This window comes from Paraburkholderia sp. HP33-1 (assembly GCF_021390595.1).
Classification (GTDB): domain Bacteria; phylum Pseudomonadota; class Gammaproteobacteria; order Burkholderiales; family Burkholderiaceae; genus Paraburkholderia.
Map to the genome: position 1 here is coordinate 186,552 of NZ_JAJEJR010000001.1, position 21,271 is coordinate 207,822.

General features: G+C 65.2%; 16 protein-coding genes. 7 read left to right on the top strand and 9 right to left on the bottom strand.

Annotated features, from left to right (window positions below):
* Positions 1-179 precede the first annotated feature (179 nt).
* The gene (locus L0U81_RS00855; protein WP_233799715.1) at positions 180-1,682 is read left to right on the top strand and encodes a sensor domain-containing diguanylate cyclase; all 1,503 of its coding nucleotides are present in this window, start codon (positions 180-182) and stop codon (positions 1,680-1,682) included.
* Positions 1,683-1,829: 147 nt separating this feature from the next.
* Positions 1,830-3,137 (top strand): solute carrier family 23 protein, encoded by a 1,308-nt coding sequence (locus L0U81_RS00860; RefSeq protein WP_233799716.1) that lies wholly within the window; start codon positions 1,830-1,832, stop codon positions 3,135-3,137.
* A gap of 59 nt (positions 3,138-3,196) precedes the next feature.
* On the opposite strand, the gene L0U81_RS00865 is transcribed toward L0U81_RS00860, so the two are convergent.
* The gene (locus L0U81_RS00865) at positions 3,197-4,852 is read right to left on the bottom strand and encodes a Na+/H+ antiporter (protein WP_233799717.1); all 1,656 of its coding nucleotides are present in this window, start codon (positions 4,850-4,852) and stop codon (positions 3,197-3,199) included.
* Positions 4,853-5,173: 321 nt separating this feature from the next.
* Here L0U81_RS00865 and L0U81_RS00870 point away from each other — a divergent pair, with 321 nt between their 5' ends.
* Positions 5,174-6,460, top strand: a complete 1,287-nt coding sequence (locus L0U81_RS00870) for an EAL domain-containing protein (protein WP_233799718.1) — start codon at positions 5,174-5,176, stop codon at positions 6,458-6,460.
* Positions 6,461-6,495: 35 nt separating this feature from the next.
* Positions 6,496-7,197, top strand: a complete 702-nt coding sequence (locus tag L0U81_RS00875) for a copper homeostasis protein CutC (protein ID WP_233799719.1) — start codon at positions 6,496-6,498, stop codon at positions 7,195-7,197.
* 13 nt (positions 7,198-7,210) lie between these two features.
* On the opposite strand, the gene L0U81_RS00880 is transcribed toward L0U81_RS00875, so the two are convergent.
* The 8 genes from L0U81_RS00880 to L0U81_RS00915 form a co-directional block, all read right to left on the bottom strand.
* Entirely contained in the window at positions 7,211-10,798 is a 3,588-nt protein-coding gene (locus tag L0U81_RS00880) for an indolepyruvate ferredoxin oxidoreductase family protein (protein WP_233799720.1), read from the bottom strand.
* Between the two features lie 236 nt (positions 10,799-11,034).
* Positions 11,035-12,024 carry an ion channel gene (locus L0U81_RS00885; RefSeq protein WP_233799721.1) on the bottom strand — a complete coding sequence of 330 codons (990 nt, stop codon included), beginning with the start codon at positions 12,022-12,024 and terminating at the stop codon, positions 11,035-11,037.
* A gap of 158 nt (positions 12,025-12,182) precedes the next feature.
* A complete protein-coding gene (locus L0U81_RS00890) occupies positions 12,183-12,428 on the bottom strand; it encodes a hypothetical protein (RefSeq protein WP_233799722.1) in 246 nt (81 codons plus the stop codon).
* A 76-nt stretch (positions 12,429-12,504) separates the two neighbouring features.
* A complete protein-coding gene (locus L0U81_RS00895; protein WP_233799723.1) occupies positions 12,505-12,735 on the bottom strand; it encodes a hypothetical protein in 231 nt (76 codons plus the stop codon).
* Between the two features lie 153 nt (positions 12,736-12,888).
* Positions 12,889-13,797, bottom strand: a complete 909-nt coding sequence (locus L0U81_RS00900; RefSeq protein ID WP_233799724.1) for a carbohydrate kinase family protein — start codon at positions 13,795-13,797, stop codon at positions 12,889-12,891.
* Positions 13,794-15,095, bottom strand: a complete 1,302-nt coding sequence (locus L0U81_RS00905; protein WP_233799725.1) for an AGE family epimerase/isomerase — start codon at positions 15,093-15,095, stop codon at positions 13,794-13,796. Before L0U81_RS00905 ends, L0U81_RS00900 begins: the two co-directional genes overlap by 4 nt.
* A complete protein-coding gene (locus tag L0U81_RS00910; RefSeq protein WP_233799726.1) occupies positions 15,092-16,078 on the bottom strand; it encodes a LacI family DNA-binding transcriptional regulator in 987 nt (328 codons plus the stop codon). The genes L0U81_RS00905 and L0U81_RS00910 overlap by 4 nt, the downstream gene beginning before the upstream one ends.
* Positions 16,079-16,450: 372 nt before the next feature.
* A complete protein-coding gene (locus tag L0U81_RS00915; RefSeq protein ID WP_233799727.1) occupies positions 16,451-17,473 on the bottom strand; it encodes a bile acid:sodium symporter family protein in 1,023 nt (340 codons plus the stop codon).
* Positions 17,474-18,187: 714 nt separating this feature from the next.
* Between L0U81_RS00915 and L0U81_RS00920 the strand changes: the two genes are divergently transcribed.
* The 3 genes from L0U81_RS00920 (at position 18,188) to L0U81_RS00930 (ending at position 21,245) form a co-directional block, all read left to right on the top strand.
* Positions 18,188-18,496, top strand: coding sequence for a hypothetical protein (locus L0U81_RS00920; RefSeq protein WP_442793376.1), 309 nt, complete (start codon positions 18,188-18,190; stop codon positions 18,494-18,496).
* A gap of 581 nt (positions 18,497-19,077) precedes the next feature.
* Positions 19,078-20,163, top strand: a complete 1,086-nt coding sequence (locus tag L0U81_RS00925; RefSeq protein WP_233799728.1) for a porin — start codon at positions 19,078-19,080, stop codon at positions 20,161-20,163.
* A 149-nt stretch (positions 20,164-20,312) separates the two neighbouring features.
* The gene (locus L0U81_RS00930; RefSeq protein WP_233799729.1) at positions 20,313-21,245 is read left to right on the top strand and encodes a LysR family transcriptional regulator; all 933 of its coding nucleotides are present in this window, start codon (positions 20,313-20,315) and stop codon (positions 21,243-21,245) included.
* The last annotated feature ends 26 nt before the right edge of the window (positions 21,246-21,271 follow it).

Here is a 21,271-nt window from a genome sequence, read left to right on the forward strand (position 1 = left end):
TCGGGCGCGGATGCCCGCTGGTGGGACTCGCCGACGGGAAAAAACCTGTTTATTCGAAGGATTGCCGGGCCGCCGGGTCTGCTACGCTACCGATTCGTAGGTCGTGTTTTGAGGGTAATCACCGAGGCGCGGCCGCTCCTTCACGCGCGTCCTTCAGCGCATGTCAGAACGAAATACGCATGGTGACGCGCCGACCGAATGCCGTAATTGCGATCAGCGTCGTGCTGGCTGGCGCGATTCTCGCGATCGCTGTTTTCCTGCTCGCACAGATGCACGACGACGCGTTGCGGCGCGCGCAGGACTCCGTCGCCAACATTTCCCTGCTGGTTGAGCGCGACGTGTCGCGCAATCTGGAGATCTACGACCTGTCGCTGCGCGCGGTGATCAACGGACTCAAGCAGCCGGGCGCGCTCGAGTTGCCGCCGCAGATCCGTCAGATGGTGCTGTTCGACGGCTCGATCAGCGCGAAGGACATGGGTTCGGTATTCGTGCTCGACGAAAACGGCAACGTGCGTTTCGATTCGCGCGCGTGGCCGCCGCGTGCGAATAATCATGCCGACCGCGATTACTTCAAGGTGCATCGCGATTCGCCCGGCGTCGGCCTCTACATCAGCCATCCGTTCAGCCCGAGCGGCACCGAGGAGGACCTGCGCATCGCGCTGAGCCGGCGCATCGCCCGGCCGGACGGTAGCTTCGGCGGCGTGGTAGTCGGCACGATGCGCCTCACCTATTTCCGTCGGCTGTTCGACGGCATGAAGCTCGGGCCGAGCGGCTCGATGGCGCTGATGCTGAGCGACGGCACCATGTTGATGCGTCGTCCTTACGATCCAAAAATAATCGGCATCAACCTGACGGGCACCGCCAACTACTCGCGCTTCACCACGCAGCAGAGCGGCGACTTCTTCGGCACTGCGGCGATCGATGGTGTCGAGCGCTGGTACGCGTTTCGTCATATCGATACCTATCCGCTGATTCTCGACGTCGCGCTCTCGACGCGCGACATCTACGTCGAATGGCGGCGGCGCGCCTGGATCATCGGCACGCTGATCGGCGCGCTCGATGTGACAATCGTCGCTCTCGCTTTCCTGTTCTCGTCCCAGTTGCGCCTGCGCCGCGCGGCCGAGGACGAGTTGCGCGAACTCGCGCGCACCGACGGGCTGACAGGCCTGAACAATCGCCGCGCGTTCGAGGAGCACGTGAACGACGAATGGCGCCGCGCGCAGCGCGACGACCGGCCGCTGTCGCTGCTTTTGATCGACGTCGACAACTTCAAAGGCTTCAACGATCTGTATGGCCATTCGGCCGGCGACGAGGCGCTGATCGGCGCCGCGCGCTGTATCGCGCAGAACGCGCGGCGGCCGGGCGACACGGCCGCGCGCTTCGGCGGCGAGGAGTTCGCGGTGCTGCTGCCCGACACCGACGCGGCGGGTGCGCAGCGGATCGCCGAGCAGATCCGCGCGGCGGTGCAGGCGCTGCAATGCCGCCACGTGGCGAGTGCGCATCACGTGCTGACGGTGAGCGTCGGCGCGGCGACCGCGCACGGCGCGCTGATCGCGACGAGCCGCGCGCTCATCGACGCCGCCGACCAGGCGCTTTACCGGGCGAAGGATGCCGGCCGCAATCGGGTGATGGTGTACGGCGCGACGGCGGACACGGACGCGTACACGTGCGTCGCGAATTGACGCGCTTCCCAGTCGCGCTTGTCGGCCCGCTTCTCAGCCCGCTTGCCAGCCCTTATTGCTCTCCGTAAACTCGCGCGTAACTTTGCCGGACCCACGCCGCAGTGCGTGATCGATACACACCACGCCGACCCTGAGGAGAATCCCGCGATGGCCGCATCCTATTTCCCCCGCTGGCGCCGCCAGCCTGCCGCCGCCGAGGGCGGCATCGTCGGCATCGACGAACGGCTCGGTTGGCCGCAAATGTTCGCGATGGGCGTCCAGCACGTCGTCGCGATGTTCGGTGCGACCGTGCTCGCGCCGTTGCTGATGGGCTTTGATCCGAACCTGTGCATCTTCATGTCGGGGATCGGCACGCTGCTGTTCTTCGTGCTCGTCGGCGGCCGCGTGCCGAGCTATCTCGGGTCGAGCTTCGCGTTCATCGGGCTCGTGATCGCGGTGACGGGCTACGGCGGACACGGCGCGAATCCGAACATTCCGGTCGCGCTGGGCGGCATCATCGCGTGCGGTGTCGCGTACGGGGTAATCGGACTGATCGTGTCGGCGGTCGGCACTGGCTGGATCGAGACGCTGATGCCGCCGGTCGTGACCGGTGCGATCGTCTGCGTGATCGGCCTGAACCTCGCGCCGATCGCCGTGCACGGCGTGAGCGGCAGCAACTTCGATTCGTGGATGGCGCTCGTGACGGTGCTGTGCGTCGGCGCGGTCGCGGTGTTCACGCGCGGCATGCTGCAGCGTCTGCTGATCCTGGTCGGCCTGCTGCTTGCCTACGTCATTTACGCGATCGTCACGAACGGCCTCGGCATGGGCAAGCCGATCGATTTCTCGATCGTCGCGAACGCCGCGTGGTTCGGCATGCCGCAGTTCATGTCGCCGGTGTTCGACCCGCACGCGATGACGCTGCTCGCGCCGGTCGCGGTGATTCTCGTCGCCGAAAACCTCGGTCACATCAAGGCCGTGAGCGCGATGACCGGCCAGAACCTCGACCGCTATATCGGCCGCGCGTTTATCGGCGATGCGCTCGCGACGATCGTGTCCGGCTTCGCGGGCGGCACCGGCGTGACGACGTACGCGGAGAACATCGGCGTGATGGCAGTGACGAAAATCTATTCGACGCTGGTGTTCGTGATCGCCGCGCTGATCGCCATCGTGCTCGGCTTCTCGCCGAAGTTCGGCGCGGTGATCCAGACCATTCCGGGCCCGGTACTGGGTGGTGTGTCGATCGTCGTGTTCGGGCTGATCGCGGTAACCGGCGCGCGCATCTGGGTCGTCAACAAGGTCGACTTCTCCGACAACCGCAATCTGATCGTGGCGGCCGTCACGCTCGTGCTCGGCGCCGGCGACTTCTCGTTGAAGCTCGGCAGCTTCGGGCTCGGCGGCATCGGCACCGCGACGTTCGGCGCGATCATCCTGTACACGCTGTTGAGCAGAAGGCCGAAGCAAGGGCCGGTGGCCTGAGCGTTGATCGGCACCGGCGTCTCACCCGCCGGTGCCGTTGTTGATGCGGCAGCGAACCCCTACCTGTTGCGCGCGGTCAGCGCCGTCTCCGACAGATCCACCTCGCGCATCAGCTTGTTCAACGTCTCGTCGTTGATCCGCTGGCTGTTGCGCAAATCGAGCAGCGCCTTGCGTTCGGCGCGCATCGCCGCGAGCTTCATGCGAAATTCGAGCGCATCGGCGCGGCGCGCCAGTTCGCGCGGCGCCTGGTCTTCGTTGAGCGTCGCGAGGCGGCGGCGGTATAGGTCCATCACGCGCGCCGTCACGTCAGTCGCATACGCCTGCGCCGATTCCTCGAGATCCGCGGACACGCTGTCGTGCAGATGATCGACCGCGCGAATCGCCGCCTGTGCGGCGAGCGTACGCGCGAGCGCTTCCTCGGCCGCATGCGGGTCCTTGCCGCGCCGCCAGCCGCGCAGCAACAGCGGCAACGCGGCCACCGCCACCAGCAGCGACAGCAGGATCACGCCCGACGCGATGAAGATCGCCAGATCGCGTCCCGGCAGCGGCGTACCGTTGGGCAGCAACTGCGGCAGCGACAACACGCCCGCGAGCGTCACCGCGCCGCGCACGCCCGCCACCGTCGTCACCGACACCATGCGCAATCCCGGCACCGCGTTGGCGACGCCGTGCTTCGCCGCGCCGCGGCTCGCGAACCAGCGCAGCAGCCACACCCACACGAAGCGCATCGCATACAGCGCGGCCGCGACCGCGACGATGTAACCGGTCAGCAGCGCGACCTGCGCGTCGCTGGTTTCGTGCGCGTCGAGTAGCGCGCGGCCGAGGATGTGCGGAAACTGCAGGCCCAGCATGATGAACACCATGCCGTTGAAGACGAACTCGATCATCGTCCACGTGCTCGTCGCCCGCACGCGCGAGGCGACCTGCCACGTATCCGCGATGCTCGCGTAGTTCATCATCATGCCGGCGGAGACCGCGGCGAGGATGCCCGACAGTTCGAACCGCTCAGCGGTCAGATAGGCGGCGAACGGAATCAACAGCGTCATGACGACACCGGGGGCGGGGTCGCCTTCCTGGGTGACATTGAGGAAACGCGCGGACACGAAGCTGAACACCGCGCTCACGGCCGCGCCGACCGCGAGGCCGCCCACCGCGATGATCACGAAGCTCACCGACGCTTCACGCAACGAGAACGTGCCGGTCAGCGCCGCGGCGATCGCGAACTTTAGCGCGACGAGGCCCGACGCGTCGTTCATCAGCGCCTCTCCTTCGAGGATATGCATCAGTTGTCCAGGAATCTTGCCCTTGCCGGCGATGCCCGATAGCGCGACCGCGTCGGTCGGCGACAGCACCGCGGCGAGTGCGAACGCGACCGGCAGCGAGATCTGCGGCACCAGCGCGTGGACGAAGTAGCCGACCACCAGCACCGTCATGAACACGAGACCGAGTGCGAGCATCAGGATCGCGCGGCGCGCCATGAAGAACTCGCGCTTCGGAATGCGCCAGCCATCCGCGAACAGCAGCGGTGGAATGAACAGCAGCATGAAGATTTCCGGATCGAACGCGACGTGCAATTCGAGGCGCGGCCACGCGAGCATCGCGCCGATCGCAATCTGCACGAGCGGCAGCGGCAACTTGAACGGCAACGTGCGGGTCAGCACGCCGGACGCCGCGACGGCGAGCAGCAGGATCAGGACGGTGAAGACAATTTCCATCGTGTGTTCCGGGCGGATGAAGGGGGTGTGCTGGGGAGGGGCCAGATGTCAAACGTCGAGTGTAGCCCGGCCCCGCGCGCTTGCCGCAAGCTTCGCGGCGAAGCTCACAACGAGCCGCGCACCGCAACGGTGCGCGGCGCGCCCACGGTCGGCGCATGAACCTTGTCGCCGGTGCAATCTTCCGGTGGAGTCACAGCGCAATGTGCGCCACCGTGCGCATAGACCTTGCTTAACCTGCAACGATGACGCACATTTTTAGAATCGGCATCGGTCGCGTTGCTCCCGCGTTCGGACCGGCCGATTCTTGCGTGAGAGGATTGCATGACGATTGCGCAACAGGACAGGGCGGCGAGCGTGCCGCACGGCTTCGAGGTCGAGGTGACCTCGGGCCTTCAACGCTATTCGGTGCAGCATGGCGAGCTGACGCTGACGAGCGTGTTTCAGCCGATTTTCAGCCTTTCGCACATGCGCGCGGTCGGCTACGAGGGCTTGCTGCGCGCGCACGACGCGCTCGATTGCGCGGTGTCGGCGCTCGACGTATTCGGTGAGGCCGCGCGGATCGGCGACGCGCTGCACATCGACCGGCTCGCACAGACGCTGCATCTGGAGAACTTCAAGGTGCTCGGTGCCGAGCGCGAGTGGCTGTTTCTGAACGTGCACCCGGGCGTGCTGACCGACCCGTATCTCTCGGCGGCGCTGCTCGCGAATCTGCGGCGGCTCGATCTGTCGCCGCGACGCGTCGTGCTCGAAGTGCTCGAGCAGCGCGCCGAAGATCTCGATCGGCTCGCCGACGCGGTGCGCGAGTTTCGCGAGCGCGGTTTCCTCATCGCGCTCGACGATTTCGGCGCGGGACATTCGAACATCGAGCGGATCTGGCAACTGAATCCCGACATCGTGAAGCTCGACCGCATCATGCTGTCGCACGCCGCGCATCGTGCCGACATGGCGACGATCCTGCCGGGGCTCGTGTCGCTGCTGCATGAGGCGGGCAAGCTCGTGCTGATCGAAGGCGTCGAAACCGAGCACGAAGCGCAGATGGCGCTCGCCTGCAATGCCGACTTCGTGCAGGGCTTTTTCTTCGGCCGGCCGAGTCCGGGTGTCGCCGATGCGATCCACGCGGCCGCCTGCATCGGCGAAGTCACCGAGCGCTATCGCGAGCAGGCCGAGGCGCGCGAGCGGCGCAGCGCGACTCGGCTCGCGCCCTATGTGCGCGCCTTCGAGCGCGCCGCGGAGCGCCTCGCCGCAGGCGAGCCGCTCGACGAGGTGTGCTGGAATTTCCTCGCGCTCGATCACGCGGCGCGCTGTTTTCTGCTCGACGCGAAAGGGCGCCAGGCGGGCCGCAACGTCGTGCTGCGCGCCGATCGCGCGGCGCGCGAAACGCGCTTTCTGCCACTCGCCGATGCGCAGGGCGCGAACTGGCTGCGTCGTCCGTACTTCAGCGTCGCGATCAATGCGCCGGAGCGCGTGCACGTGACGCGGCCGTATCTGTCGATCAACGAGGCGTTGCCGTGCGTGACGCTGTCGGTGGCGACGCGGGTCGGCAGCGAGATCTGCGTGCTGTGCGGCGATATCGACTGGGTCGAGCAGGAGCGCGACGCGCGCATCTGACATGATGTCGTTTTCAACGACACCGGGTTGCCCTCATGTCCGTGCTGCTCGAAGTGATTGCCACGACCGTCGCCGATGCGCGCGTTGCCGCGCAGGCCGGCGCTGACCGTCTCGAACTCGTGACCGCGATGGGTGAGGGCGGTCTGACGCCGAGTGTGGGGTTGATCGAGGCGGTGGTTTCTGCGGTTGGCGTCCCTGTGCGAGTGATCGTGCGGCCGCATAGCCGCTCGTTCGTCTACGACGCCGACGACCTTGCGGTGATGCTGCGCGACATCCGTGTCGTGAAGGCGGCTGGCGCGAACGGCATCGTGATCGGCATGCTCGATACTCAGGGCCGGATCGATCGCGAAGGCCTCGCGCGTGCGTGCGAGGCCGCCGATGGCCTCGCGATCACATTCCACCGCGCGTTCGACGAAGCGCGCGATCTGCGCGAAGCGCTCGACGTGCTGCTCGGTTTCGAGGCGGTGACGAATCTGCTGACGTCGGGGGGAAAGCCGTCGGTGCTGCACGCGCAAGCAATGATTAGCGAACTGGTGCGGCAAGCGTCAGGCTCGCATTGCACGGTGCTCGCGGGTGCCGGATTGACAGTCGATGCGGTTGCGGACTTCGTAAGCAGAACGCACGTCGAGGCCGTGCATTTCGGCTCCGGCGTGCGCGTGAACGGCAACGGACTCGCGCCGATCGATCCGGCGAAAGTCACGCAGGTGAGGGCGCTGCTCGACGCGACCCAACGGTGAGCAGCGCAACGAACTACTTCGCGACCACCACCGGAATGCCGCGCAACTGCCCGGCGCCCTTCATTTCCTCCAGCGACTTCTTCACCGCCGCACCCGTCGCCGCGTCGATGCCGAGACGCGCAGCAAGTTCACGCTCCCCGCGCTTCACTCCCGCCAGATTCGCAAGCTTCACGTGCCCATAACCGCGCACCCGCGCGGGCAGTTCGGCGAGTTTCGCGACGTCGTCGAGATGGCTCGCGTCGAGTTTCGCGAGCGCACGTTGCAGCGTGATTTCGTAATCGCTCGCGAGTTCGCGCTCCATCTTGCGCTCCAGCGTGCGGCCGAACGGATCGAGCGCCGTGCCGCGCAGGCCGCGCCATTTCGCGAGCAGGCCAAGTACGGGCCACATCCACTGACCATAGGTTTTCTTGGCAGGCACGGCGCCGGGCTTCGCGCGCGTGAGCGTCGGCGGCGCGAGGTTGAAGCGGATCGTGAAGTCCTTGCCGGCGACGCCCTCGAACTGCGCTTCGAGCGCTTCGCGGAACCCGGCATCCGTATGCAGACGCGCGACTTCGTACTCGTCCTTCACCGCGAGCAGCCGATAGAACGTCGTCGCGACCGCGCGCGCGACGCGCTCGCTCGTCGCGTCGACGGCGGTTTCCGCGCGGCGCGCCGTATCGACGAGCGCGCGATAGCGCTTCACATAAGCCGCGCCGCCATACGCGAGCAGACGTTCTTCGCGATGCGCGATCAGCTCGTCGAGCGTATCGACGCGCACGCCCGGCTTCTGCGTGTGACGTGCCTGCCATAGCGATTCGAGCGCGGCGGGATTGTTGGCGGCCATGCGGCCGATCGAGAAAGCGAGCTGGTTCATCTGCACTGCGACGTTGTTCAGTTCGATCGCGCGCATCATCGCGGCGAACGACACCGGCACGAGACCGAGTTGCCACGCGAAACCGAGCATCAGAATGTTCGCGCCGATCGTGTCACCGAGAAAGCGCGTCGCCAGGGCTTGCGCGTCGCACGTCGACATGCGCTCAACGCCAGCCGCATGACGCATCTTGTCGATCAGCGCGTCGGCATGCAGCGTCGCGTCCGGATTCTGCACGAAGCTCGCGTTCGGAATTGCATGCGTGTTGACGACGATGCGCGTGCGGCCATGCCGCACTGTCTGTAACGCGTCGGCGCTCGCGCCGACCACCATGTCGCAGGCGAGCAGCACGTCGGCCTGCTGCGTGTCGATGCGCACCTGGTTCAACCATTCGTCGCGGGCGGCAAAGCGGACGAACGACAGCACCGAGCCGCCCTTCTGTGCGAAGCCCATGAAGTCGAGCACCGACGCGCTCTTGCCTTCGAGATGCGCGGCCATGCTGATCAACGCGCCGACCGTCACGACGCCGGTACCGCCCACTCCAGTGACGAGGATGTCGTACGGCGCGGCATCGAGTTGCGTCGCGGGAAGCGGCAGTGCGTTGACGTGCGTGGCGAGCGCCTGCGGATCGAACGCGGCGCCCGCGGCTTTCTTCAGCGTGCCGCCTTCGACGGTGACGAAGCTCGGGCAGAAGCCATTCACGCACGAGTAGTCCTTGTTGCACGACGACTGATCGATGCGGCGCTTGCGACCGAGCGCGGTTTCGACCGGTTCCACCGACAGGCAGTTCGACTGCACGCCACAATCGCCGCAGCCTTCGCAGACTTCCTCGTTGATGAAGAGCCGTTTGTTCGGATCGGGATATTCGCCCTTCTTGCGACGCCGGCGTTTTTCGGCCGCGCAGGTCTGGTCGTAGATCAGCACGGTCACGCCGTCGGTATCGCGCAATTCGCGCTGCACGGTGTCCATTTCGCTGCGGTGGTGAAACGTCGTGCCGCGCGGAAACTGACTGTGATGGCCAGCGTATTTCTCGGGCTCGTCGCTGACCACGACGAAGCGCGACACGCCCTCGGCTTCGACCTGGCGCGCGATCTGCGGCACCGAGATGCTGCCGTCGACCGGCTGGCCGCCGGTCATCGCGACCGCGTCGTTATAGAGGATCTTGTACGTGATCGTCGCGTTCGCGGCGACCGCCTGGCGAATCGCGAGAATGCCGGAGTGAAAGTAGGTGCCGTCGCCGAGATTCTGGAACACGTGGCGCGTTTTCGTGAACATCGAATGCGCGGCCCAGTCGACGCCTTCGCCGCCCATCTGAATGAGCCCGGTCGTGTCGCGCTCCATCCAGGAAGCCATGAAATGACAGCCGATACCCGCCTGCGCGATCGAGCCGTCCGGTACTTTCGTCGACGTGTTGTGCGGACAGCCGGAGCAGAAGTACGGCGTGCGCTTCACGCTGTCCGCCGCGTTCGACAGGATCTGCGGCGCGACCAGATCGACGACGCGTTCGCGCCGATCGAGCGCGGGCTTGTGCCTGGCGAGCCAGTTCGCGAACACCGGCAGGATGCGCGACGGCCGCAATTCGCCGAGCGACGACAGCAGCAACGTGCCATCTTGGGCGTGCTTGCCGATCACGACCGGCCGCGTGCCCTGGGTGCGGTTGTACAGATAGTCCTTGATCTGTTGCTCGATGACGGGACCTTTCTCTTCGATCACGAGTACTTCGGACAGACCCGACACGAACGCGTCAATGCGGGTCATCTCCAACGGAAACGACAGTCCGACCTTGTAGATGCGCACGCCGGCCGCGTCGAGATCGGCGAGCGTCAGGTCGAGCCGGCGCAGCGCTTCCATCAGATCGAGATGCGCCTTGCCGCACGTGACGATGCCGACGTTCGCGTGCGGACTCGGCGCGATCCATTTATCGATGCTGTTCGTGCGCGCGAAGTGACGCACCGCGTCGAGCTTCGCGTGCAGACGCGCTTCGATCGTCAGGCTCGGCAGATCGGGCCAGCGGTTGTGCAGACCACCCGCCGGTGCTTCGAACTCCTGAGGGAGCGTCCATTCGGTTTGCAGCGCGTCGAGATCGACGCTCGAGCCCGATTCGACGGTCTCCGAAATGGCCTTGTAGCCGACCCACGCGCCCGAGAAGCGCGACAACGCCCAGCCGTACAGGCCGAATTCGAGCATGTCCGCGATGTTCGACGGATTCACCACCGGCATATGCCACGCGATCATCGTGAAGTCGCTTTGATGCGGCATGGACGACGACACGCAGCCGTGATCATCGCCCGCGACCACCAGCACGCCGCCGTGCGGCGATGAGCCATATGCGTTGCCGTGCTTCAGCGCATCGCCCGCGCGGTCGACGCCCGGGCCTTTGCCGTACCACATCGCGAATACGCCATCGACGGTGCGCTCCGGATCGGCTTCGACTCGCTGTGTGCCGAGCACGGCGGTGCCGCCGAGTTCTTCGTTGATCGCGGGCAGAAAGCGGATGTCGCTCGCGGCGAGCAGTTTGTTCGCCTTCCACAATTGCAGATCGACCATCCCGAGCGGCGAGCCGCGATAGCCGCTGATAAACCCGGCCGTGTTCATGCCGCGGGTTTTGTCGAGTTCGCGCTGCATCAACGCGAGGCGCACGAGCGCCTGGGTGCCGGTCAGAAAGATCCGGCCGTGCGTCGCGGTGAGATTGTCGGACAGCTTGTAGTCGGCGAGGGCGGGCGTGTCGTCGATGGGCTGGCGGGCGGTCATGGGCGAGTCTCCATTGTTCTGGTTTCGCGCGCGGTGGTGGGGGCACGGATGCGGCGCAGCGAAAGAGACTCTATTTTTTAGCGCTTGTGGGAGTGAATTATTTCTTCTTTAATCGGGCGTGCGTGAACGGGCGCGAAGAGTCGCGCGTTTTGACCGGCTTTTGAGCCGGATTTGCCACGCGGCGGCGCGCTTCGGGTATGCCCTGGGGAGTGAGGGGGCGCCGAATACGCCTTTGCCTATTGCGCCGTGTTTGCCGCGATGTCCGGTTTGAGCGGCGCGGCATCGAGCGGCACGATCTCGTCGAAGTGCGCGTAGTCGATATGGCTCACGCCGCCGCGCTCGCTCATGATGTCTACGAACCGGTGCTGCCAGACGATCTGGTCGCAGCTCCACATGTGGCGTGCCTGCATGGTTTGCGACGTTGATTCGTCGATGCCTTCGAGCGTGAGCAGCAGCGACATGTCGCTGCCCTTCAACGATTCGGCGTTTTCGCCGAACAGCGGACTCGCTTCGTCGATGATGTGCATCAGCGTCCAGCCGAGCTTGAACACCGGATGCTGGTCGCGCACCAGCGTGAGGTCGTAGAGCTTGCGCAGCGTATAGCCTTCGACCGAGGTCTCCAGACGCATGATGCGCAGCCGCGCGCGCGCCTCGGCGATTACGTTCTGACGTGCGTTGGCTGCGCGCACCATCAACGTCATGCGGCCGTCGATTGGCCGGATCACCGCGTAGCGCGCAAACATGATCTTCGCGTGCGGCCGCGAAAAGCGCGCGAAGATCAGCCCGGTCGCCAACGCGATGCTCGACATGCCGACGAAGATTTCGAGCGTGGCGATCCAGTGCGCGTAGACGGTTTGCGGATGCATGTCGCCGTAGCCGACGGTCGCGAGCGTTTCGACGCTGAAGAAGAACGCGCCGCCGAAGCCCTTGGGAAACTGATTCGCGATCGACGCGTCGCCGAGCATGTAGAGCGTGGCGAATACGGTGTTGAGCAGCAGGAACAGCAGCGCGAGCGACACGAAGAACACCGGCCACCGCACCCCGAGCGCCCGGTGATACAGGTCCTGCCAAAGCGGCGTCGGCATACCGTGCGCGATCACCACGCGATCGTCCAGACGCAATTCGCGGCTGCCGCGCGCGCGGCGCTTCGATGGGCTCGCGTCGGTATCGGTATCGGTGTCGGTATCGCCGAGCGTGGAAAAACGGTCTGACGGTTCGCTTGCCATCACGCGCTCGTGAGGATGAAAACGGCCACAGCGTAGCATGGCGCGTTGCGCGCGCTGGGGGATTTTCCGCGCACTGCGAAGTCGGCGCGGTTCGTCGTCGAAGTGCTTGGAGGCGCGCCGGATTTCAGGCTGGGTCGGGTTGCTTCAAGCAGCACCGGTCACGGAAACGCGCGCGGCTTCGGAATACCCGCGCCGTGCTCGATATCGTCGACTGCCTGCCGATGCGCGCTAGCCACCGCTTCGCTCTGATCGGCATAGCCCGCGTCGCCGCCGACCGTGGTCCACGCCTTGACGGCCTTCTCGCGATGACGGATTTCGTACTCCGCGTCCCAGCGCGCGCCGCTCAGTTCGAGCGGACGAACGTGAATCGAATACACGCCGTATTGGAACAGCTGCTCAGCCATGATCGCCTCCAGCCGGTCGACCCGGCAGCGGCGCGCCGATGCACGAGGGCGCGCGGCGCGCTGCCCCTGGTTCGGCCTACAGTTCGATTTCCCCGAGAATACGATGTGCGAGCGCTTTCGCTTCTTCGAGCGCTTCTCCCGGAGTCGACGACGTCGCGTCGACTTCATAGACCGTGGTTTCCTGATCCTCGCTGGGTTCGCCTTCGTCTCGCGCGAGGGTGACGACACCTTGCCAGGCATCCTGGGCGACTTCTCTTATCGACGCAGTGGCCGTGTAGATCCCTTTGGTGTAGGTGACGTCCTCCATGGCCTCGCTCCTTTTCCCAAAGGTTTCGATGTTTTCATCGTAGCACGGCGTGGCGGGATCGGTTCCCCGCCGCAGCGGCTTCGCACAGCGTGACGTGCTCGACATCCGTCACGCTACGAGCGCTCCAGGGCAACAGAATTACAGCGACGCGCTTTACAGCAACGCGACCACCTCATCGAGAGTCGGCGCGTGCGCGCCGGCGTGGCCGCAAGCCGCCGCGCCGGCCGCGAGCGCGAACGCGAGATGCTCGGGCCACGCGCGTTGCGGCGCGCTCATCAGGCTGAACAGCAGGCCGCCGATCGACGCATCGCCCGCGCCGACGGTGTCCACCACTGCGACGCGCGGCGGCTTCGCCTCGATCACCGCGTCGCCGTCGAGCAGCGTCGCCGATTCGGGGCCGCGTGTGACGAGCACGGTGGCGGCCGGATTCATCGCGCGCAATTGCGCGAGCGCGGCGGCTTCGTCGCGGGTCTTGAAGATCATGCGCAGGTCTTCGTCCGATACCTTGATCAGATCCGCGAGCGCGGCCATCTTGCGCAGCGTCGGCTCGTAGCCGTGCTCCATCAGATTGCGATAGTTCGGATCGAAGCTGATCTTCACGCCGTGCGAACGCAATTCGGCGGCGAGTGCTGCGAGCGTATCGCCGAGCGGCTGACGCACGAGGCTGATGCAACCGAAGTGCGCCCACTTCACGGCGTTCATCCAGCCGGCCGGCAGCTTCGCCGGATCGAACGCGAGATCGGCGCCGTTCTCACCCATGAAGAAGTACGCGGGCGGATGCGTCTGATGCACGATCGCGAGCAGCGGCGGGCGCTCGACGCGCTGCAGAAAACGCATGTCGAGACCGGCGGCGACGCTCGCGTCCCACAGCTCGTCGGAGAAGTTATCGATGCCGAGCGAACCCGCGCTCGCGGTCGGCAGGCCGAGCCGCGCGACGCAGCGCGCGACGTTCCAGCCCGCGCCGCCCGGACGCGACAGCCAGTGCGATGCGCCGGTGCGCACGAGATCGGTGAGGATGTCACCGGCGGAAACGAAAACGGGGAGGTCGGTCGTCGCGCTCATTGTGCTTTCTCCGCTGAAACCGCTGCGGCGGGCGCGGTCGATCCAGCCGACGCGTCGTCGCCGAGCGCATGGGCGAGCACTTCGTAGCACGCGCCCATCGTGTGATAGTCGGTCTTGCCGGCCGGGCTCTTTTCGTCGCTGTACTTGCGGTTGTCGCAGGTGAGGATGCGATACCACGCGCCGTACTTGTGGTCGACGAAATGCGTCCAGCTATAGCGCCAGATCTCGTCGTACCAGTCCCAGAAGCGCTCGTTGCCGGTGCGCTTGCCGAGCAGTGCCGCGGTCGCGAAGGTCTCGGCCTGCACCCAGAAGTACTTGTCGTGATCGCACACGGTGCCGTCGGGGCCGAAGCCGTAGTAGAGGCCGCCGTGGTCTTCGTCCCACGCGTGCGTCATCGCGGCGTCGAACAGTTCGATCGCGCGCGGCAGCAGCCACGGCAAAGGACGGAAGCGTTCGAGAATCAGCAGCAGCTTCGCCCACTCGGTCTGATGGCCGGGCTGGAAGCCCCACGGACGGAAGATGTTCGAGCTGTCTTCCTCGTTGTAGTGCCAGTCGACCGACCAGTCCGCGTGAAAGTGCTCCCACACGAGCCCTTGCGACAGCTTCGCCTGGCGCAGCGTGATGTTCGACGCGACGCGCTCGGCGCGATCGAGATAGACCAGATGGCCGGTCGCCTCGTGCGCGGCGAGCAGCGCCTCGGTGGTGTGCATGTTCGCGTTCTGCCCGCGATACGAGCTGACGCGCCAGTCGGGCGAGGCGTCGTCGGCATAGAGGCCGGCGGCGGGGTCCCAGAAGCGGTGTTCCATCAGCTCGAAGGTCGCGCCGATCATCGGCTTCGCTTCCTCGATACCGGCCATCGCCGCATGCGAGTACGCGAGCAGCACGAACGCGAGGCCGTAGCAGTGGCGCGTCGCGTCGAGCATTTTCTTTTTGCCGTCGTGCCATTCGATTTCCCAGTCATAGCCCTCGTGCTGCGAGTCCCAGTGCGCGTCGCGCAGAAAGCGCAGACCGTGGCGCGCGTATTCGAGGTGCTTCGGGTCACCGAACTGTCGATACGCCATCGCGTAGTTGAACACGTAGCGGCAACTGCTGACCAGGTGGCGCGTGGTGCGGTTGTAGATCGAACCGTCGTCGCGGAAGAAATGGTAGAAGCCGCCGCTCGGGTCGAGCACGTTCGGCGCGTAGAAGCGCAGCGTGTCCTCGATGTGCGCGAGCAGGAACTCGCGGCTGCGGAAACTGGCGATGACTGGCACCTGTGCGGCGCCGGCAGAAGGGTGAATCGGATCGGTTAGCGTCATGGCGTTTTCACCAAAGTACTGGCACGGACAACGAGTTGAACGGGCAAGCGGACTTCGAGTTCGGCGGGCGAGTCTTCGAGCAGTAGTTCGACGCCGCGCCGGCCGAGCGCTTCCTTGTCGACCGCGATCGTCGAGAGCGGCGGGGTGGCGTGCGCGGCGGCGGGAATGTCGTCGAATCCGATGATCGCGATGTCGTCGGGCACGCTCAGGCCGCGCGCGAGGCACACGCGCAGCGCGGCGAGCGCGGCAGCGTCGTTGAACGCGAACACGGCGTCGGGGCGTGGGCCCGGCGCGTCGAGCAGGCGCTGCATCGCGCGCGCGGCGCCGGTGTCGGGATCAAGCCCGGCGTCGATGTTCACTTCGAGCGACGGGTCGAACAGCAGCCCCGCTTCGAAGAACGCGCGCCGGTAGCCGAGCGCGCGCTCGGCGATGCTGAAATGCGCGAGCGAGCCGCCGATGAACGCGACGCGCTTGCGCTGCTGCTCGAACAGATGGCGCATCGCGAGCGTGGCGCCGGCGGCGTTGTCGAGATTCACTGAGCGCAGGCCCGGCGACCATAGATCGATCAGCACCAGCGGGCGCTGCATCGCGACCAGCGTGGCGAGCGTTTCGGGCTCGACGAAGCCGGCGATCGCAACGGCGTCGGGCGCGTGCAGGCGCATCTGGTGAATGACGTCCTCGGTCGGGCCGGCGGTCAGCACCGAAGGCACGATGCCGCGCTCGCGGCACGCGTCTTCGACGCCGTGCAACACGTGCGAGAAGAACGGACTTGCGGCGAAGTTATTGTGCTGACGATGCAACAGGAAGGTCAGGCGGCGGATGCGCGGACGCAACTGCGCCGGATCGTAGCCGAGCTGGCGTGCCGCCTCGACGACGCGTTCGCGCGTGGCCTCGGAAAGGCCCGGCTGATTTTTGAGCGCGCGCGATACGGTGCCGATCGAAACGCTGGCCGCGCGGGCGACGTCGCGGATGGTTGTGGCCATCGAATGAAGCTGCCGCGCGAGGCGCGGCATCACGGGTTCAGGTCGGGCGATTGTATAGTAAAACGCCGCAAGAACAGCCCGGAAAACGCGCGCGTCGTACCCGTAAATACCCGTATTTTATGGAGTTATTAGCAGTTGAATTGTTTAGTAAAAACAACTAAACAATAGCTGGGCAGCTGTTCTCAAGACATGGCAGGAATCTTCCTATGCCATCCGGCCGAGGCGACAGCGCGAGCGTTTGCGCGTGAAATAACAAATAAAGGCCAATCAAAAGCCAAAAGGAAAAGCCGCCCGCAGGCGGCTTTCTTCACACGATCAAAACGACGCTCAGGGAGGGCGGTTATGAATGTCCTGTTTGCATTGCGCGTATTTTCAACGGCGCGCGACGGCGGCGGGTTGCCGCGTCGCAGCCTCGCTCTCGCCGCTGATGTCACGGGCGCCCCAGTGCTGCGCGAGCGCGGCGCAGACCATCAGCTGGATCTGGTGGAACAGCATCAGCGGCAGCACCACGGCGCCGACCGCGTGCGACGCGAAGATCACCTTGGCCATCGGCACGCCGGCGGCCAGGCTCTTCTTCGAGCCGCAGAAAATGATCGTGATCTGGTCCGCGCGATTGAAGCCGAGCCGCTTGCTGGCGAAGATCGTCACGGCCAGCGCCAGCGCGAGCAGCACGGCGCTCACCACGATGAGGCCGCCGAGCGCGGACAACGGAATCGTGTGCCACAGGCCTTCGGTGACGGCCTCGCTGAACGCGCCGTACACGACGAGCAGGATCGAGCCCTGGTCCACGAACTTCAGCACGCCGCGGTGCTTCTCGATCCACTTGCCGATCAACGGGCGCAGCAACTGGCCGGCGACGAACGGCACCAGCAATTGCAGCACGATGTTGCCGATCGTATGCCACGGCGAGGTGCCGCCGCTCGCGGCCTGATTCGTGACGATGACGCTGACGAGTGCTGGGGTGACGAAGATGCCGAGCAGGCTCGACGCGGACGCGCTGCACACCGCGGCCGGCACGTTGCCCTTGGCAATGGACGTGAACGCAATCGACGACTGGACCGTCGACGGCAGCGTGCAGAGGAAGAGGACGCCGGCGTAGAGCGACGGAGTGACCAGCGGCGAAAGGACCGGTTTAAGCGCGAGGCCGAGCAGCGGAAACAGCGCGAACGTGCTCAGCAGCACCACGAGATGAAGGCGCCAGTGCGTCGCGCCCGCAATGATCGCCTCGCGTGACAGCTTGGCGCCGTGCAGAAAGAACAGCAGGCCGACCGCGATATTCGTCACCCAGTTGAACCCCACGGCGGCTTGCCCGTGAACGGGCAGGATGCTGGCGAGGATCACGGTGCCCACGAGGCACAGGGTGAAGTTATCGGGCAGGTATTTCGGGCGGGACATGTGGGAATCTCGATTCAATAACGCGGTGTGAACACGCGACGCGCCAGTCAGGGCGCGGTCTGTGGTAATGGAAAGCGGCTATTGTTGTCGAAAGTCGATTGAAAACGCAAATTCATTTGCCGAATCGATTAATGAGGTTCGCGCATTGGCTCGCCCGGTCATACATCGCCTCTTGCGTGCGACGCGGCACGTTTCAGTATTGGCGGCGCGCTTGTTCGCGACAAACCGTTTAACCATTGACGTTGCCAGCGCCGTTTATCTTGCAATAGACGGGGCTTGCACGGCGCGGTTAAAAACGCCCGCCAGCAAGCCCTCGCGGCGCGCTCGCGCAGGGGCTGCGCCAAGGAAAAACGTCGCAGTAACAAGGTGTTACATCCACCGACGAGACCTAACACTTTTTGGCTCGACACCCTCTGCCGCCGACCATAAATTACCCGATCAAAGGCCGCAGGGATGCCCTGCGCCGCGAGCGGAACGCGGTGCTTTTCTTCCTTCCCGCAACAGGTCCATCGCAAGCTCGAACGGTGGATTTCAGGCAAGTCTTCGGGCGTGAGAGTCACAAAGGTGGACGGGTTGTCGAGAACGAGGCGCTTGGCGTGGGGCGCGGTCATCGCCGTGCTGTGTTCGTTCGCCTATGCAAAAGGGCCGGCTATGCCGCATGGCGGCGGTGCCGCTGCAGGCGCCGTGCATGCTCCTCACGCTTCGCGTAATGCGATGGCTCGTCGCGACTCGCACGCGCAACGCGGAAACCCGAATATCGCGGTCGCCAATTTTGGCTATGGCTTCGGCGGCTATAAGTCCGGCATGCGCCCTGTCGGCGATCTGTCCGGCTATCCCGGCGTGATCATGCAGGTCGGCACGGAGTCGCGTCCGGTGCCGCATCCGCCGCCCAACATGCCGGTGCGCAACGGCTCGATCCGCGCCGACGTCGCCCGCTACAACGAAGAGCGCGGCGCGGCGCGCCCGATCCAACGCCCATCCGACGATCCGCGGCCTCCGGAAGGTTCGCCGTATCGAAATTAGCTGAGCGCGATTCACCCCATCGTTTCGCGTCACGTGGAGCAGTTTGGCCACGACCGGACCGGGTGAGCGCGCCGCCGGCTTCACTTCGACGCGAGCCACCGCATCGCCAGAACCGCGCTCGCGGAATCCATTCTCCAGATCCCCTCCCACGAGCCTTCGCGCAGCTTCGTGCGCCTTCCTCTGCGCCTGAACCGCTAATCTGACGTTTCGACGCCACACTTTTTTGAAAACATTCGGCATCGAAGTTCCGGTCGGCGTCAAATCTTGGCATTCTGCTGCGTCGCGTCATCGGCCTGTCATTTAACGGGGTCCGGCGCGCTGTGGCGCGCCGTTCGCCGCATTCCGCATTGCGTCGGAACCGCCCATGGCGGTCCCGTCAAAGCGCCCTATCAAGCCGATATCTGACCAAACTAATCAGACCGATATACCTGCGATAAGCCGCGATATTTTTGTTTATAGAAATGATCCGCAAAGATTGTCGAGCCCAGATTGACTCGACGGTCGAACGGATAACAAGAACGATTCGCGCGAGCGCCCCCCTTTCGCACAGCCGCACCCTTTTGACAAAGATTGGAGAATCCATGAACACAAGCCTCAGCAGCGCGCTGAAGACCACACTCAAAGCCACTGCATGCGCCGCTGTACTGGCGAGCGCATCGTCCGCATTCGCGCAATCGAGCGTGCAGCTCTACGGACAGGTCGACGAATGGGTCGGCTCGCAGAAGTTTCCGGGCGGCAAGACCGCGGTGGTGGTGTCGGGCGGCGGCATGTCGACGTCGTACTGGGGCTTCAAGGGCACCGAGGATCTGGGCAACGGCTACAAGGCGATCTTCACGGTCGAAGGCTTCTTCCGTGCGCAGACCGGCGAGTTCGGCCGCTTCACCGGCGACACGACGTTCTCACGCAACGCGTACGTCGGCATCGAGTCGCCGTACGGCACGGTGACCGCCGGCCGTCTGACCACGCCGCTGTTCGTGTCGACGATCCTGTTCAACCCGTTCATCGATTCGTACGTGTTCTCGCCGATGGTCTATCACACGTACCTCGGCCTCGGCACGTTCCCGACCTACACGACCGACCAGGGCGTGACCGGCGACTCTGGCTGGAACAACGCGGTGTCGTATGCGACGCCGAACTTCAACGGTTTGTCGGCGACGGCGATGTACGCGCTCGGCAACACGACTCAGAACGGCGCGAAGAAGTGGAGCGGCCAGGTGCTGTACTTCCACGGCCCGTTCGCGGCGACCGCCGTGTATCAGTACGTGAACTTCAACAACGTGCCGGGCGATCTTGGCAGCTTCGAGACCTCCGGCGTGCCGGGTCTGCGCAGCCAGAGCGTCGCGCAGGCGGGCGTGTCGTACGACCTGAAGTTCGTGAAGCTGTACGGCCAGTACATGTACACGTACAACGACCAGCAGGTCACGAGCTGGCACGTGAACACCGGACAGGGCGGTGTCACGGTGCCGTTCGGGCCGGGCTCGGTGATGGCGTCGTATGCGTATTCGCGTAACGGCGGCGGCTCGAACCAGACCCGCCAGACGGCGGCGGTCGGCTACGACTATCCGCTGTCCAAACGCACGGACGTCTATGCCGCCTACCTGTATGACCACATCACGGGACAGTCGAGCGGCAATACGTACGGCGCGGGTTTGCGCGCGAAGTTCTAAGCGACGCCCGAGTCTCACCGCAAAGCCCGCGTTCTGCCCGGAACGCGGGCTTTGTCGCTTCCGGGCGCCGTCGAATACAAACTTTGCTGCCGATCCTTTGATAAACCCGGCAGAATGGCGTCGATTGATTCCTGAAGCGAGTGACTGAGATGGACACCCTCGTCAGCATGAAAGTGTTTCGCCACGTGGTCGAAGCCGGCAGCTTCGTCGGCGCGGCGGAGAAGATGGAGATGTCGGCGGCGATGGCGAGCAAGCACGTGATGCATCTGGAGCAGCAGCTCGGCGCGCGGCTCCTGAACCGCACCACGCGCCGCGTCGCACCGACCGAGGCGGGCCGCGAATACTACGAGCGGCTGAGTCAGGCGCTAACGGAACTCGACGAAGCCGGCCAGGCGGTCGGCGCGGCGAGCGTCGTGCCGCACGGGCGGCTGCGGGTTTCATCGCTGTCGGCGTTCGGCCTGAATCACGTGATGGCCGCGGTCGCGGACTACGCCGCGCAGTATCCGCAGGTCACCGTCGATATGACGCTGTCCGACCGCGTCGTCGAGCTGATCGACGAGGGCTTCGACGTTGCGATTCGCGCGTCGCCTGGCGGGCTCAAGTCGTCCTCCCTGATCGCGCGGCAGATCGCGACCGCGCATCTGGTGCTGTGTGCGTCGCCCGCCTATCTGCGCAAGCACGGCACGCCGAAGAGCGTCGCCGATCTCGCGCGCCACAACTATCTGCAGTACGCGGGCGTGTCGGCGCTCGAAGTCGCGACCGGCGACGCGGCCTCGCGCGTGCGTCTGTCGGGCAACCTGGTCGTCAATCAGCTGGAGGCGCAGCGCGTGGTCGTGCTGCACGGCGCGGGCATCGCGATGCTGGGCACCGAGGTGATCGGCGACGATCTCGCCGAGGGGCGGCTCGTGCCGCTGCTCGTCGACGAAGTGCCGCCGCGCGAGCTGCCGATCCACGTGATCTACACGAGCCGTCGACATCTGTCGGCCAAGGTGCGGTCGTTCGTCGATTTTCTGGTGGCGCGGTTCGCGAACCAATCGCTTTGGCCGTCGCTGGACGAGATCAGGGCGTTGGCGGTGCGGTAGCGGGCCATCGGCAACCGCCCCGAACT

Coding starts and splice junctions, on each gene's coding strand:
- L0U81_RS00855 (WP_233799715.1), top strand. CDS start 180: ATGGTGACGCGCCGACCGAATGCCGTAATTGCGATCAGCGTCGTGCTG.
- L0U81_RS00860 (WP_233799716.1), top strand. CDS start 1,830: ATGGCCGCATCCTATTTCCCCCGCTGGCGCCGCCAGCCTGCCGCCGCC.
- L0U81_RS00865 (WP_233799717.1), bottom strand. CDS start 4,852: ATGGAAATTGTCTTCACCGTCCTGATCCTGCTGCTCGCCGTCGCGGCG.
- L0U81_RS00870 (WP_233799718.1), top strand. CDS start 5,174: ATGACGATTGCGCAACAGGACAGGGCGGCGAGCGTGCCGCACGGCTTC.
- L0U81_RS00875 (WP_233799719.1), top strand. CDS start 6,496: ATGTCCGTGCTGCTCGAAGTGATTGCCACGACCGTCGCCGATGCGCGC.
- L0U81_RS00880 (WP_233799720.1), bottom strand. CDS start 10,798: ATGACCGCCCGCCAGCCCATCGACGACACGCCCGCCCTCGCCGACTAC.
- L0U81_RS00885 (WP_233799721.1), bottom strand. CDS start 12,024: ATGGCAAGCGAACCGTCAGACCGTTTTTCCACGCTCGGCGATACCGAC.
- L0U81_RS00890 (WP_233799722.1), bottom strand. CDS start 12,428: ATGGCTGAGCAGCTGTTCCAATACGGCGTGTATTCGATTCACGTTCGT.
- L0U81_RS00895 (WP_233799723.1), bottom strand. CDS start 12,735: ATGGAGGACGTCACCTACACCAAAGGGATCTACACGGCCACTGCGTCG.
- L0U81_RS00900 (WP_233799724.1), bottom strand. CDS start 13,797: ATGAGCGCGACGACCGACCTCCCCGTTTTCGTTTCCGCCGGTGACATC.
- L0U81_RS00905 (WP_233799725.1), bottom strand. CDS start 15,095: ATGACGCTAACCGATCCGATTCACCCTTCTGCCGGCGCCGCACAGGTG.
- L0U81_RS00910 (WP_233799726.1), bottom strand. CDS start 16,078: ATGGCCACAACCATCCGCGACGTCGCCCGCGCGGCCAGCGTTTCGATC.
- L0U81_RS00915 (WP_233799727.1), bottom strand. CDS start 17,473: ATGTCCCGCCCGAAATACCTGCCCGATAACTTCACCCTGTGCCTCGTG.
- L0U81_RS00920 (WP_442793376.1), top strand. CDS start 18,188: ATGGCTCGTCGCGACTCGCACGCGCAACGCGGAAACCCGAATATCGCG.
- L0U81_RS00925 (WP_233799728.1), top strand. CDS start 19,078: ATGAACACAAGCCTCAGCAGCGCGCTGAAGACCACACTCAAAGCCACT.
- L0U81_RS00930 (WP_233799729.1), top strand. CDS start 20,313: ATGGACACCCTCGTCAGCATGAAAGTGTTTCGCCACGTGGTCGAAGCC.